A 15,464-nucleotide genomic window follows, 5' to 3' on the forward strand; every position below is an offset into this window, starting at 1 on the left:
AGTTCCAGCCTTTTCTGTGCTGATCCGATTGACGTACTGTGGTTAAGAGCACAAGAGATTGAATCCTGTGCCCTTAACCAGGTACTTCCTGCTTTATAGCACCTTTTTATTTGTTATAGCGGTCATAAGCAGCCTGCTCTACCTTTAAAACATCCTCAATTCCCATAGACTTGATCTTGCTTACAAACTCATCAAATTTTTCTAAGGGCTCCTTACCCATTATGAATTTGTCTATCATCTCATCCTTATATGTCTGTATTTCAGTATATTTGCTGTTTATAATATCCCTCTCCTCTTCCGTGAAGGAAAGCGCGGGAATAGTAGGCCTTATATATTGCTCCATATCATTTCTGTACTTGACATATTTGTCATCCATCAAAGCATCTTCATAGCCTATATCCTGCTTATAGGCCCACTCCCTGTGCCCGTAAACATTAAGCATTGACAGTATTGATCTCCCTTGCGGATCCTTCATTATGGCATCAGTATATTGAGGCTTTCCGCTTACCATGTCATAGGTCTGTCCCTCAATTCCAAAATTCATCATCAGGCTTCCTTCCTCACCATAAAAATAGTCAAAAAGCTTAACGATTTCTTCTTTATATTTGGATTTAACACTTATTGCGGTAAATCCCCTTACAGGCTGCATTTGGCTGGTAGTCATCTGTGTGCCCGTAGGTCCCTTCGGTGGCGGAACCACAACCATGCTTGCGCTGGAAGCGGGATTTGCCGCCTTTATCTGAGTTCCCAGTGAATATGCACGTGCACAGGTGTCCTGACATGCTCCTGACACCTCATTAGTTATTCTTGACAGCCATACCTTTGTGTCGTTTGTCGCATATTCAGGATCAATCAAGCCTTCGGCATAAAGCTTTCTTATATAGGTAAGAGCCTCCTTGCATCTGGGGTCGGTATACGCATACTTGACCGTATTGTCTTCTATAAAAAATTGCTCATTTGCCTCAAAGCCACTAATCCCATAGGCCTCCATAAACGCCAGGACACCTGCCTTTGTATTTCTTGTGGTATAAGGTATCTCGTCAGGCTTTCCGTTTCCATTGGGATCTTGCTCCTTAAATGCCTTTAGCATATTATACCAGTCATCCAGAGTCTCAGGCTTCTGGAGATTGAGCTTCTGCAGCCAGTCCTCACGAACCATCCACACCTTAAAGGTTCTTACTGCTCCGAGAAAAGGAAGGAAATAATTTTGGCCGTCAGTAGACCTTAAGCTCTTAATAATGTTTGGATCACTATCAAGTATCGCCTTAAGGTTGGGAGCACTTTTTTCTACATGCCGATCCAGCGGCTCAAATATGCCCTGCTCTGCCACCTTAAACATGTCATCCCTGTAAGGGCTTACAACAACATCCGGTATACTGCCTGAAGCGATTGTCACATTAAATTTCTCACGGAACTGGTCTTCCGTATTAGGCCCTGGTATAAAATCAAACGATACATTAGTCTTTTGAGTGATTTCCTTGATGATTGGCAAATCCGGACTGATTGCCTGATCAGCCGAATCCTGGAGGAACATGCTAATTTTAATTGGTTTTTCAGTTATTCCGTTCGACACCGCTGTTTGTTGAGTCTGGTCTGAAGGCGTGGAAGACTGAGCCCCCTCATTTTTTTGTCCGCATCCTGACAGCACAGATATAACCAATGCCGCTGATACAACTGCTGATACCGCACCTTTCCATTTTACCCTGATCATAAAGATCCTCCTCCTGTTATAATCTCATACATAACGCATTGGCGTTAATGTTATGAGTATTTCTATATATCCGGTATTTAACCGGAAATTTAATTCATAAAAAGCACAGCTATTTTTCTGCCTACCCTTTCACAGAGCCTATCATAACACCCTTAATAAAGTATTTCTGCACAAACGGGTAGACAAGCATAATGGGAATAGTGGCAACCATAATAGTGGCATACTTAATGGATTCACTGACCTGATCCGCTCCATTTACCAGATCAACCGCCAAATCAGTAGTTTGATTCTGAATAACAATATCCCTCAAAACAATCTGGATAGGAACCAATTCCCGGTCGCGAAGATAAATCATGGCAGGAAAGTAGCTGTTCCATTGGTATACTGCATAAAACAGCCCGACAGTGACCAACCCCGGTATCGCAAGCGGGAGAATGATTATAAAAAGCGTCTGCAGGTGGTTGCACCCGTCTAGGGCTGCCGATTCCTCCATTTCATAGGGTATTTGCTCAAAAAAGGTTTTGAGAATTATCAGATTAAAGGATGATACCGCTGTAGGCAGCAATATGGCCCATACAGTATTGTACATGCCCAGTTCCCGTACAACAAGAAATGTCGGTATCATTCCCGCACTAAATAGCATGGCTATTACAACAAGCTTTGTAAGGAAATTCTTCCCGGGGAAGTACCTTCTGGACAAGGGATATGCCCCGAGAATGCTCATTAAAAGACTTATAAGTGTTCCTGAAGCAGTGTAAAAAATTGTGTTCATATAGGATCTGCCAATCATAGGATATGCGAGAACCCTTTTATAGGCTTCCAAATTAAAGCCCATAGGAATAATTCCAACCTTGCCCTGCGCCAGAAATGCGTAGCTGCTCAATGATGCCGCCAATACATACAACACGGGATACAAAGCAACAATCATGCAAACAATGAGTATAGTGTAGTTAATACATTGAAATAATATCCTGCTTTTTTTTTCCTTTATAGTTTTCACTAAAATAAACCCTCCCATCACCATAAACTCGTATCGGTATATTTTTTGGCAAGCTTGTTCGCCGCAATAATTAGTATCAACGCTATTACAGACTGGAAAAAGCCAACAGCAGAAGCAAAGCTATAATCTCCGTTGAGTATGCCGCGCCGATAAACATACGTGCTGATGACATCAGCAGTTGAATATACGCTTGGATTATACAGCAGGATTATAGACTCGTATCCTACCTCCAGAAGATTTCCCAGCCGTATGAGAAGCAATATGACTATGGTTGGTGAAATTCCCGGAAGCGTAATATGCCATAGCTGCTTCCACCTTCCGGCTCCGTCTATATTGGAAGCTTCATATAATTCAGGGCTTATTCCTGTAAGTGAAGCAAGATATATAATCGCATTATATCCTGTTGTTTGCCATATTACCATAAAAGTATATATCAGCCAAAAGTATGAAGGCTCTGTCAAAAAATTAACCTTTTCCATTCCCAGTCTCGATATAACACTGTTCACAAGGCCTGTGGTGGGAGACAGGAAAACAACTACAATGCCCACCACAACTACGCTTGATATAAAGTTTGGCAGGTAGGTTACCGACTGCACCAATCTTTTAAATTTAGAAGATCCTAATTCATTAAGCAGCAGAGCGAGAATAATGGGAGCCGTAAATCCTAATAACAATTGAAAAAAGTTAATAGCCAGAGTATTCCTTATTAATCTCCAGAAGAAAACAGAATTTAAAAACTGCTGAAAATACTCAAATCCAACCCATTTGCTGCCTATTAGTCCCAGCGCGGGCTGATATTTCTTTATAGATATAATAAATGCTCCTATTAATGGAATGTAGCGAAAAACAAGGTAATAGACAAATACCGGGAAAAACATTAATAACAAGGGGTAGCTATATTTCAATGACTTCCATTTCCTTGATTTTTTATTCGGATTTTTACCCGGCGCTTTATTCAGCTTTACTTTTGGTGTAGTAGAAGCAGGTGTGTTTTGCAAGATTCATCCCCCATTCAGATTTGTTCTTGTGGTTCACTATAGCTTCATTTTACTTGCAAAAGCACACCTTCGTACAGCGTCTAATTTATTGATTATGGGTTTAATTTATCGATTTCATGTGCATTATTTTATGATCATCTGCCTTAAAAAACACTGCTGATGCTACATTTCCCTGAATTGGCCCGGTGATACTCCAATATACCTTTTAAAGGTCTTGCTGAAGCTGTTGGCATTAATGTATCCTACAGCTTCGGCTACCTGAGCTACCGTCATTGATGAAGACTTCAGCAGATCCTTAGCCTTTTCCAGCCTGTATTCATTAATAAAATCCACAAAGTTCGTTCCCGAGATTTCTTTAAATATAAAGCTTAAATAGGATGGAGACAACTGCACAACCTCCGCCACCCTTTCTAGCGAAAGCTCTCCATTATAATTTTCTGCAACAAACGCTTTTACCTTTTCATATACCTTTGTATTCTGACAGCGTTTCCGATCACCGGCATATGAGGCAATGCACTTGAATATAAAATAGACATAGCTCTTTTTTTCCTCCACCAAGCTTTTAGCTGACATTTCAGCGTAAATATCAATTCCTTCTCCAAATATTTTTATAATACTGGACTGCATTTCATAAATAGACCTGATTGCAGTACCCACCAGAGCATTGAACAAATTATTTATCATCTCAGGAGCCATGCTTCTCTTGCTTAAGTTGTCGGTAAAAATCTGTAGAAGAATTTCATTTGCAGACGCAATGTCGCCGGATTTTAAGATAGTTACCAGCTTCTTCTCCTTTTCCATGGGATATTCAAAAATACTTCCCGCAATTTCCTTTACTTCATCAATATAAATCACCGTGTTTTGACCCTTTACTATTTTGTATTTAAGAGAATACAGAGCTTCAGTAAAGGACATTGAGCATTCCTCCATACTGCTGTAAGGCCGCCCTACTCCAATGGTAAAAGTAAGGTCATGCTGGCATACGAAATAATCCCTGACCTTATTCAAATATTCATTTATTCCTTTAGCTTCGTAAAACATTTCATTTGCATTTATTATGGAAACTAAATTACTCTCATCCTTTTGTACAGAGTAGCATCTGGCGTTTTCATTCAGTGCTTCCCCTGCAATTTCATCTATTTTGGCGACAAAGCTCAAATTCATTTTTCTGTGCCTTTTTAACACCTCTGATCCATATTCGTCTATTTCAAACACAATAATCTGAAAGAGAGGAAAGGGCATATCAATCCCCATATCGCTTCCAATTTCTCTGTAGCGTTCCTGTGTAACCCTTCCGCCGGTTATGTCATTTAAAAGCTTCTCTCTAAGTATAGGGTGGCTTTTATTAAAGGAATCTCTCAAGCTTTCATTCTCATTGTACACATAGCTTATAATCCTGTTGATAAACTTCAGCTCATCCTTGCTCTCTGCTTTCTGCTTGTCCAGCTTTTTGTTGTTTACAATGCTTATATAGTTTAAAATATCGTTTATTGGACTGTACAGGCGTTTTACCAGCAGGTATGTGAGAACAACGCTGAAAATCATGCTCATTATAGCAACAAATAGCGTTACATCACGTATACCGTTTACCCTCCGTGAAATATAACCTGTGGGGGTAATGGAAATATATGTCCAGTCATTTGATCCTGACTTTATGTACTGGACAGTGAAAGGCTTCCCGTCAAATTTTGTATCAAGTGTTCCCTCATCGGAGTCCATTATTTCCTGCGTATTGTACAATACCGATCTGGCAAGCTCCTGCTCCTTGTTCTCCTGATAGAGCTTGTCATTTGTAAATATAATATTTTTATCAGAGTCGATAATATAGTTGATGATTACCTTTCCTTCCTTATTTCCTTCCATCACCTTATAGAAAAACTGCTCGTCCAGATTCACAACTAAGGTGCCCTTTGGTCTGAACTCATTAACCGGCAATGACTTTGTAAACATAACCACCGGCATTTTGGTGAAATCGTATTCTACCTCCTGTCTTCCGGCAGAATGAAAGGGCGAGTACTCATGGAATACTTCTTCCCAGTTAATATTTGAGTTGTATTTGCAGACCTTGCTGAAAAACAGCTGAGAATCATACTTTCCTTCACTCCCCAAAACTATGTCCGCTTTGTTAAAATAAACCCATAAATTTGTTATATAATCATTATTTACTTTAATTGAATTTAAGTACGTTATAATGTCCCGATACAGCTCTGCCTCGTAGTAAGAGTCGTCATGGGAAATATAAAGAGCCTTGATAAGCCGGTGATCTAAAGATGCCTGCATCGCACTGCTTTTAATAAAATTAACCTCTCTGTCAATGCTCTCCTGAATTTGTTTAAGAAGCAGCATATTGTTGCCCTTAACCTCGTTAATCATCATATCTGTAGAGTTCCGATAGGAAATGTTGGATACGATGAATACAGATGCCAGTACAAGTCCTGTAATGGAAAAAAATATTCGTATAAAAATGCTGTTCATTTTAAAGCTGGTAAAACTCTGTGGTAAAAGCTTCATAAGAACCTCCCACAAGACTGGATTATTTGTATGCGACTTGTTACACATGATTTATTATAACATCAGAAGTTTTATCTGTACACCACATAGTCAGACGAGCTGTTTAAAGTTAACATGCTATAGCAAAAAAAGCAGGCCCCTGTTATGTCTTTACAATCAAGGGTCTGCTTTTTCTCCAAATGCTGCTTCCTTCCGTCTATTTTTTAACCTCTACCTTCGCCAGCTTTTCATAGTATTGTACAATACCGCTGTGATCCTGCTTTTCTTTTCCGTCAACCTTCAACGCCTGCATTATTTCCATAACCTGACTCGTCAACGGTATGGGCGCACCCACTTCGTGCGCGGTATCAAGGGCATTTGCCAGATCCTTAATATGAAGATCAATTCTGAAGCCGGGCTTAAAGTTTCTGTCAAGCACCATCGGTGCCTTGGCATCTAACACCGTACTCCCCGCTAATCCACCCCTTATAGCCTTATACACCTTTTCAGGGTCAACCCCCGACTTGGTGGCAAGAACCATTGCTTCGGACATGGCTGAAATATTCAGTGCCACAATGATTTGATTGGCAAGCTTTGTAACGTTTCCACTTCCTATTTCTCCCACTAAAACCACCGATGACCCCATGGTCTTTAAGATTTCCTCCACCCGTCCGAACGCTTCTTCGTCTCCTCCCACCATTATAGACAAGGTTCCGTCAATAGCCTTGGGCTCCCCGCCGCTCACAGGCGCATCCAGCATAATGACCCCTTTTTCTTTAACAGCCTCACATATTTCCTTTGAAACCAGAGGGGCAATGGAGCTCATATCAACTAAAACCGAGCCCGTCTTTGCTCCGTAAATCACACCGTCCGGCCCCAGTACCGCCCGCTTTACATGGGGTGAATTGGGAAGCATTGTAATAATAATCTCACTTTTTTCAGCCACATCTCTGGGTGATTCTGCTTTTTCAGCACCCAGAGCGGAAATTTCGTTCATTGCGTCGGTGTTTATGTCATACACAACCAGAGAATATCCCGCCTTCAACAAATTCTTGGACATGGGCTTACCCATAATTCCCAATCCTATAAAGCCTATTTTTTTGTTCACTATAGTCTCCTCCATTCATATTAATCTATCGGTGTTAAAACAACCTTCATTGCTTCTTTGGATTCTATCAGCTCAAAGCTCTTTTCCCACTGGTCTATAGGCAGCTCATGAGTAATTAATGGCTTTAAATCGACCTGCTGCTTTGAAAGAAGCACCAAGCATTTCTCCCATACATCCCAGGTATGGGAGAAATGTCCTTTGAGCGTCACAGACTTGGATATGATTGTGTCCAGAGTAAAGCCCACAGGCTTAGGCCCCCATCCTATTTTAGTAATTTGCCCTCCGGGGCGCACCGCCTCCAGAGACAGCGCAAGAGTGGGAGATACCCCCGCGGTGTCGATCACCAGATCAGCGCCATAGCCATCGCCCATTGACTTTATTATTTGTGCGGCATCCTCCCGGCTGCTGTTTACAGACATCGTCGCTCCATATGAGAGAGCCATTTTAAGACGCTCCTCGTCCCCTTCTGTGCCTATAACAATTATTTCACTGGCTCCGCATAACTGGGCCATCTTTACGCAAAGCATTCCAATAGGCCCGGGGCCTATTACAACAACTGTATCTCCGGGGTTTACGCTGCTGTTGCAGACAACCGATTTATACGCAACGCAAAGAGGCTCTGTCAGGGATGCCTCTTTAAGCGAAATATTATCGGGCACCCTGTGAAGTATTCTGGCGGGAACCTTTACATATTTGGCAAAAGCCCCGTCTGTGTGAAAGCCGAAGCCCTTCCTTTCTCTGCAAAGGTGGTAGCGGTTCGTGCGGCAAAGCTCACACTCTCCACAGTAATCGGCATGTGTCTCCGCCGTTACCCTATCCCCCTCTTTGTAGCCTCGTACCTTGCTGCCTGCCTTTTCTACAACACCTGCAAATTCATGCCCAAAAATCAAAGGAACATTCATTTTAAAAGACACAAGATTTTTATGCATATGGGGGTCGGTACCGCAAACGCCGATATATTCAACCCTTACCAGCACATCTTCGTCTCCTATGTCCGGCACCGGAACCTCCCTTATTTCAGTGGCGCCTGCAACATTATCAAATTTTACTACAGCCTTCATTGTTTCCATACCAAGCATCTCCTGTTACTTTAATATACTTTTTATTTTATTTACAATGTCTTTATCAGTTAAGCCATAGTGGATCATCAGCTCATCGGCACTGTGGGCCGACTGTCCGAACACATCATTTATTGCGACAGCCTCCATTGGAATGGAGCTCCCGCGCAGAGCATATGCTGCCGCACTTGCAAGCCCGCCTATATATGAATGCTCCTCCGCTGTAACCACTCCTTTCATTCCCCTCGACAGCTCAACAACCGCCTTGTCGTTAAATGGCTTTAGAGTGCTTACATTTACAACCCTTACCGATATTCCCTCTGCTTCAAGCTGCTCGGCAGCCTTCAAAGCCATTGAAACCATGACCCCCGCAGCAAAAACCGCAACGTCCCTTCCTTCCTTCACAACATATGGCTTGCCTATTTCAAAATCCTGTTCCTCAGGAAAAATATCCTGCATATCGTTTCTGCTGATTCTCACATATGCAGGACCGTCAAGCTCCGCAACTGCCCTGATTGCCTTTTTGGCCTCCACTCCGTCACAGGGAGCAATTACCGTTAAATTGGGTATTGCTCTCATGATGGCAATATCCTCAACCGCTTGATGGGTTGCTCCGTCTCCAAAATCCGAAAGCCCTGCACTTGAGCCTATGATTTTTACATTAAGCCTTCCGATGCATACCCCCTGACGGATTTGATCATAAGGGCGCCCTGCGGCAAAAACAGCAAATGAGTTTACAAAAGCGATTTTACCTGTTAATGAAAGCCCTGCCGCAAACGAAACCATATTGGCTTCGGCAATGCCCATTTCAAAATACCTTTCGGGGAACTCCTGCTGAAACATGCAGCTCATGGTGGATTTGCCCAAATCTGCCTCCAGCACTACAATCCTCTCATTTTCCCTTCCAAGCTCTACAAGTTCTTGCCCATATACCTGCCTTTGATTTTGCATTCTCATTTTTATTCTCTCCTGTTCTTAGTCCATTAAGGCCCCGCAGGCCAGCTCGTATTGTTCCTTGGTCAGCATCCCGTTATGAAAGGCGGCATTGTTCTCCGCGATCTCTATTCCCTTTCCCTTAACTGTATGGGCAATAATCATTGTAGGCTTGCCCTTAACCTTGTCGGCGCAGCTTAAGCCATCCATAATCTGCTCCATGTCATGCCCATCAATCTCAATAGTGTTCCAGCCGAAAGCCTCCCATTTCTCTTTCATGGGAAAAGTATCGAAGCGCTCCTTTATGGCTCCAGTTGCCTGAAGCTTATTGCAGTCTATAATACCCGTAAGGTTATCCAGCCGGTAATGCGCCGCTGCCATTGCCGCCTCCCATATTTGGCCCTCCGCCAGCTCACCGTCACCCACAATGCAATAAACCTTATACCCCATACCGTCTATTTTCGCGCCGGCAGCTATACCGCAGGATATGGAAAGTCCCTGCCCTAAGGAGCCAGTATTGGCTTCTATTCCTGCAATTTTCCTGAGATCGGGATGTCCCTGAAGCATCGATCCCAGCTTTTTAAGGCCGTAAAGCTCTTCCTCCGGGAAGTACCCGCACATTGCAAGTGCCGCATATTGCACTATGGCAGCGTGTCCCTTGCTGAGTATCAGCCTGTCCCTTTCACTCCACTTAGGATTCTTTGGATCGTGCCTCATTTTCCAGAAGTATAATGCTGTAACAATGTCGGCAGCAGAGCATGACCCTCCAAAGTGTCCGGTTTTTCCCGGCCCGATCATTTTAACTATGTTTAGCCGGATTTCCTTTGCCCTCTTTTCCAAGTCATTAACAACTGAATTCATAAAATTAAACCCTTTCTCATTTTAAATTTGTACAGATTGAGTATCAATAGTTATTGTATGATGTATTACATCTTTAAATGTGCTAAACCTTCTTTTGCAATCTGTCGATAACCAAATTTATTCCAACTATATTCCTTGTAATGTATGATGTAGTACATCTGCCTATAATTATTATACACTGCTTTTTAAATTTCTTCAATCTTAAAAAAAATTTTTTATAAATAAGGCGGAAATATCTTGCTTATTGTTTCTTACGCTATATAAATTAGGATACAAACTATCTAAAAAGGATGTAAAATAATTTCCGGAAGAATAATTTCCCCGGAATGCGTGACCGGGATATAATTTAAGCTAACTAAAATCACAAGCGCCTTCTACATGTATACATGCTTCTATAGTTAGAGTAGAAATTATTCTGGAGGATATTATTTTTCATCCTCCTGAAAAAAATTTTTTATAAATAAGGAGGAAATATCTTGCTTGCTGTTTCTTACGCTAATTGTGATAAATCTCAGGCTTTCCCTCAAGCTCCAGCACTATGACGGTATCAAGGCTGTCAATCGGTTTTTCCGGCAGCAGTACTCTCATGCGGTATTCATCCCTGCCGCTCTCATAAGTCTGCAGCACCTTAATTGGTGTTTTTGATTTATCGCTGAGGAAATACGCGTTTTTAACTTTGGTTTTAAAGGTGTAGACTAAAATCTCATAAGGGCTTTCAGGCCATTGGAAAACATGCATGTACAGCCGGTTTTCTCTGGCTGTGAAGCCGCCCCAGTTAAGCACATAAGGGAAATCCGGCGCCGGTGTGGTTTCATAGATGGATTCTCCGTTCACCTTCAGCCAGTCACCCAGCGTTTTTAATATTTTCACGCACCTGTCAGGAATTACACCGAGCGCGTCAGGTCCCACATTGAGAAGGAAGTTGCCTCCATTTCCATTTATATCAACAAGCATTCTCAGAAGTGTTTCGGGTAATTTCCAGTTGTCATCTCCCTCCTTGAAGCCCCAGCTGTCATTAAGCGTCATTGGTGTCTCCCAGTCATGAGGATAAGATGCAACGGGTATGCTGTTGTCTCCCATAGAGCGGTAGTCGCCAAGACCGTAGCCTATCCTGCTGTTAATAAGGCATTGGGGCTGAATACCGCGTACAAAATCCGCAATTTCCTCACAATACTTTTTCGGCATCTCATATGGAGTGTCAAACCACATGATGCCCACAGGGCCGTAATTTGTAAGCAGCTCATGAAGCTGCGGCTTTACCCTTTCCTCTATATATCTTCCAAAATCCTTTTTGTCCTCATCGGGGAAATCCCATGTGTTGCCTGCCCCGTCAGGGTGTTCCCAGTCCTGCATCTGTGAATAGTAGATACAGAATACAACACCTTCCGCCCGGCAGGCCTCCGCTAATTCCCTTATGGGATCACGGCCGAACGGCGTTGCGTCGGCAATATTGTATGGAGATACCTTTGTATGGTACATTGCAAAGCCGTCATGATGCTTCGCCGTTACAACAATGTATTTCATCCCCGTCTGTTTTGCAATCTTTACCCATTCGCGCGCATCAAACTTTATCGGATTAAAAAGTCCCGCCTGTTTTTTATAATCCTTCAATGGAATTTTACCGTTCTTCATTATCCATTCACTTGGAAAGGGAACCTCCCTGCCTTCCCACCAGCCCCCCGCTAGAGAATAAAGGCCCCAATGAATAAACATTCCAAATCTGGCCTTCCGCCACCAATCCATGTTTTTGCCAGCATTAATCATACTAATCTCATCCCCTTTTAAAATATATATGTAGCGATAAAGATTTTACATGGAGGATATAACTTGATGGAAGAAATTTTTTTGACCCGTAAGGAATACATCTAAGAAAAGGGAATTTATGCTCGGGCCCTAGAGACATTTCCCCCAAATTCATCTTTTCGGTGCTATTAAAAATTTCTGTAAGCAATTATATCCTCTATGTTTGTAAAATCTTTATCGCATCCTATATAGAATTAAGCCTCCTGCATTTTTCTAAGACATTCCGAAAAAGCCCTCATCCCTTCACCGCACCGGCTGTCATACCCTTCATAATCTGCTTCTGCAATATGAAATAAAGCACAAGGGTTGGCACTATGCTGACAATTACAGCGGCAAACTGCCCGGTATAATTGGAAAACTGCTCATTTGTAAACGATATAAGACCTAAGGATATGGTTTGCATCGCATCATTTTTCAAAAGTATCAATGCCAGAATCAAATCATTCCAAGCCCCAAAGAAGGACAGAATAGCCGCAGAAGCAATGGCAGGAATTGAAAGCGGCATGATGATGCGCCAAAAAATTCTCGGAAGAGAGCAACCGTCAATTAATGCCGCTTCCTCCATTTCACGGGGCAGACCTTTCATAAAGCCGGTGGTTATAAATACAAAATTTGGCACACCGAAGGCCACATAAATTATGATCATAAAAAGATAATTATTAAATCCATTAAAGGTTTTTGCCATAAGTGTAATAGGTATAAGCACCGACTGCTGCGGTATCAGAATTCCCGCCATAAAAAATATAAGCAGGGCGTTGCTGAATTTAAATTTAAAACGCGACAGCACAAAGGCCGCCATCGAGCATATCACAATTTGAATACCTATTGTGGAGCACGAAATAAAAAGGCTGTGAAGTATATTGTTTTGTATCTTTTTAACCACAAAAAGATCATAATAGTTCTGAAACATTATTTTTTTTGGCAGACCGAATACATTGCTGAATAAATCGTTCTGGGATTTCAGTGACGAAAGCAGTGTGAAAATCAACGGATAAACGGTCAGAACAAGCCAGAGCAGCAGTACAATATAGACGATTATTTTCCCGAGCCTGACTCTGATTATATCGTTGGTCATTGTTTTTCCCTCCAATTGTAAGTAGTTAAACAGTGTTCTTCTGCTGGAATCCCTTTATATAAACAACGGATGAGAGCAAAACACCAAATAGAAGCACCATGGTGGCTATAGCACTTCCCTGTCCAAAATTATCTTCAATAAACGATCTGTAATACATTAATCCGACAGGCACCTGATTTACATTGTTTGGCCCGAAGGTTCCCGACGTCATAACATAAATGATGTCAAAGGTCTTCATGCACTGCGTCAGAATGAGTACCACACAAACACCGATGACTTCCTTTATGAGAGGTATAACCACCTTAAAAACGGTTGTAAAAATTCCTGCTCCGTCAATTTTCAAAGCCTCAAAAAGCTCCTCTGAAATTGTTGCGATACCTGCAATAAGAATAATCAGGAAATAACCCACATGCTGCCACGAATTAATCAGGGTAATGACCTTAAATGATATATCGGGATCGGTAAGCCACGATCTGCTAAGTGACTCAAGACCGACACCTCTCAGAAAATTATTGAGAAGTCCGTATTTGTCGTCAAGTATAAGCTTCCACATCATCGAAACAGCAGTCGCAGACAAAATAACCGGCATAAAATAGGAAACCTTAAATATATTTACATAACGTATATTTCCGCTTAGCATATAAGCCAGTATAAACGCTATGGGCAATTGAGTCAAAACACTGACAACGAGCAGAAAGACAAGATTTTTTACCGAAAGCCAGAACACCGGATTGCGGAAAAGTAAAATATAGTTATTCAGTCCATTAAAGTATGTGTCGGTGGACGCAACTCCACTCCATTTAAAAAACGAAAGAACAATTGCATAAAAGGCAGGATAAAGCATAAATGAGATATAAAAAAGCAGTGCCGGTATCAAAAAAGCTATAACAATAAGCTTGTTCTGTTTAAACGTAAACAAAGGTATCCCTCCTAAACCATTAAGGAAATGGCAAGGAATAACAAAAATATATTTTCGCTATTCCTTAACAACCGGGAGAAGGCTTATTAAGCCGTCCCCCGCTCTAAGTCCTGTACTTGATTATTCGTTGTTCGCGATTTCGCTGTCCATTTCCTGTGCTGCCTGTTTAGCAGTAAGCTGCTTGTTCATAAGCCCGGTTGAAACATCCCTGAGCTTGGTCAGCATTGAGGAAAGACTGTCTGGATCGGTTATGTCATTGGCATAATTCTTTGCCGACTTAAAGGTTGCTCTGAATTCATTTACAAGCTTTGCGGCAGGAGTAGCGGTGTTTTGCTGTATATCCGTGGTAGGGATAAGTGCCGAAGCATCTTCAAACTGCTGCTGTCCGCTGCTGGCTGTAATATGCTTCAGCAGCTTTACAGCCGCGTCTTTTTTGGCGCCGGTAAGCTTGGAGTTGAGGCTGAACGAAAGGCCGCCGCCTGCAAATATGTCATTTTTGTACTGGGCCTTGTCGGAAAAATACGGGAAGGCAAAATATCCGGCATCATCCTTAATAGGTGAATCCTCCGCCGTGAATTTCTTTGCATATGTTGCAAGAGAAAAGTTCATAGCTGCTTTGCCGCTCATAAATTCACTCTGCTCCATCTGGAAGGATACAGCCGCCGGATTGCTGCCGAACGCACCCATATCCCTCAGCTTTTCCAGATATTTAAACGGCTCCACACCCACATCGCTTGCATACTTAACCTTTCTGGATGCGAGATCGTAAATAGACTTAACACCGTTAATCTTATAGAATAGCTGTGTATAAACATGCTCAACACGCCAGCCGTCCTGTGCGCCCAGCGCCCATGGAATAGTACCGGTTTCCTTCAGCTTGTTAATTACATTAAGCATATCGTCCCAGGTCTCGGGAACCTGTAAGCCGGCACTCTGGAAAATTTTCTTATTATAATAGAAGCCGGTAAGAGTTATGTTGATCGGTATTCCCCACAGACCTTCAATATCTTGATAAGTAACATTGTTGCCCTCGAGTATTCCGGGAACAAAAGAATTTTTGTATGACGGATCTTCGTTTACGATATCTGTCAATTCCATAAATTGTTTGTTTTTGACTGCGCCTTTAACCTCGCTTCCGCCCCAGTTCATTATAATGTCGCCCAGAGTATCGGATGAAATCTCAGTCTTTAGCTTCTGATGGTACTGTGTATCAGGAGCAGATTCCTCCTGAACGGTAATATTAGAATTTTCTTTTTTGAACTCCTCCAGCATCTTTTTAAAGACGGGTAATTGCGGCGAGCCTTCGGTCCAGTTATGCTCAAAACGAATAACAATTTTCTCCTTGGCACCGTCTGAGGTCACCGTTGACCCCCCCTGTGTCAACCTTATTCCCTGTGCCTGAGCATGATGTCAGAACAAGAGAGCCTGTGAGTACAAAGGCCAGCAACATTACTAACATTTTTCTTTTTGACATTTCAATGCCTCCTCAAATAATCATTTTATACACC

The 15,464-nt window shown here is 42.2% G+C and carries 13 protein-coding genes; all 13 read right to left on the bottom strand.

Features of this window, described 5'->3' with window-relative positions; translation table 11 throughout:
• Positions 1–106 precede the first annotated feature (106 nt).
• Complete coding sequence (locus DFR58_RS07690) at positions 107–1,711, bottom strand: extracellular solute-binding protein (RefSeq protein WP_114297237.1); 1,605 nt, start codon at positions 1,709–1,711, stop codon at positions 107–109.
• A 121-nt stretch (positions 1,712–1,832) separates the two neighbouring features.
• Positions 1,833–2,711, bottom strand: a complete 879-nt coding sequence (locus DFR58_RS07695; protein ID WP_242987457.1) for a carbohydrate ABC transporter permease — start codon at positions 2,709–2,711, stop codon at positions 1,833–1,835.
• Positions 2,712–2,728: 17 nt separating this feature from the next.
• Positions 2,729–3,709, bottom strand: coding sequence for an ABC transporter permease (locus tag DFR58_RS07700; protein ID WP_242987460.1), 981 nt, complete (start codon positions 3,707–3,709; stop codon positions 2,729–2,731).
• 162 nt (positions 3,710–3,871) lie between these two features.
• Positions 3,872–6,220 carry a helix-turn-helix domain-containing protein gene (locus DFR58_RS07705; protein WP_170138073.1) on the bottom strand — a complete coding sequence of 783 codons (2,349 nt, stop codon included), beginning with the start codon at positions 6,218–6,220 and terminating at the stop codon, positions 3,872–3,874.
• 196 nt (positions 6,221–6,416) lie between these two features.
• Positions 6,417–7,307 (bottom strand): 2-hydroxy-3-oxopropionate reductase, encoded by an 891-nt coding sequence (gene garR, locus DFR58_RS07710; protein ID WP_114297239.1) that lies wholly within the window; start codon positions 7,305–7,307, stop codon positions 6,417–6,419.
• A 20-nt stretch (positions 7,308–7,327) separates the two neighbouring features.
• Positions 7,328–8,377, bottom strand: coding sequence for a zinc-dependent alcohol dehydrogenase (locus DFR58_RS07715; protein ID WP_170138074.1), 1,050 nt, complete (start codon positions 8,375–8,377; stop codon positions 7,328–7,330).
• A 15-nt stretch (positions 8,378–8,392) separates the two neighbouring features.
• Positions 8,393–9,322 carry a transketolase family protein gene (locus tag DFR58_RS07720; RefSeq protein WP_114297241.1) on the bottom strand — a complete coding sequence of 310 codons (930 nt, stop codon included), beginning with the start codon at positions 9,320–9,322 and terminating at the stop codon, positions 8,393–8,395.
• Positions 9,323–9,340: 18 nt separating this feature from the next.
• Complete coding sequence (locus DFR58_RS07725) at positions 9,341–10,159, bottom strand: transketolase (RefSeq protein ID WP_114297242.1); 819 nt, start codon at positions 10,157–10,159, stop codon at positions 9,341–9,343.
• Between the two features lie 495 nt (positions 10,160–10,654).
• Positions 10,655–11,923 carry an alpha-L-fucosidase gene (locus DFR58_RS07730; RefSeq protein ID WP_114297243.1) on the bottom strand — a complete coding sequence of 423 codons (1,269 nt, stop codon included), beginning with the start codon at positions 11,921–11,923 and terminating at the stop codon, positions 10,655–10,657.
• A 274-nt stretch (positions 11,924–12,197) separates the two neighbouring features.
• The gene (locus DFR58_RS07735; RefSeq protein ID WP_114297244.1) at positions 12,198–13,037 is read right to left on the bottom strand and encodes a carbohydrate ABC transporter permease; all 840 of its coding nucleotides are present in this window, start codon (positions 13,035–13,037) and stop codon (positions 12,198–12,200) included.
• 25 nt (positions 13,038–13,062) lie between these two features.
• Positions 13,063–13,956, bottom strand: coding sequence for a carbohydrate ABC transporter permease (locus DFR58_RS07740; RefSeq protein ID WP_114297245.1), 894 nt, complete (start codon positions 13,954–13,956; stop codon positions 13,063–13,065).
• 120 nt (positions 13,957–14,076) lie between these two features.
• Complete coding sequence (locus tag DFR58_RS07745) at positions 14,077–15,318, bottom strand: ABC transporter substrate-binding protein (protein ID WP_114297246.1); 1,242 nt, start codon at positions 15,316–15,318, stop codon at positions 14,077–14,079.
• Positions 15,275–15,430, bottom strand: a complete 156-nt coding sequence (locus tag DFR58_RS21795; protein WP_170138075.1) for a hypothetical protein — start codon at positions 15,428–15,430, stop codon at positions 15,275–15,277. The genes DFR58_RS07745 and DFR58_RS21795 overlap by 44 nt, the downstream gene beginning before the upstream one ends.
• Positions 15,431–15,464 lie beyond the last annotated feature (34 nt).

The organism is Anaerobacterium chartisolvens (assembly GCF_003337415.1).
Taxonomy (GTDB): domain Bacteria; phylum Bacillota; class Clostridia; order Acetivibrionales; family DSM-27016; genus Anaerobacterium; species Anaerobacterium chartisolvens.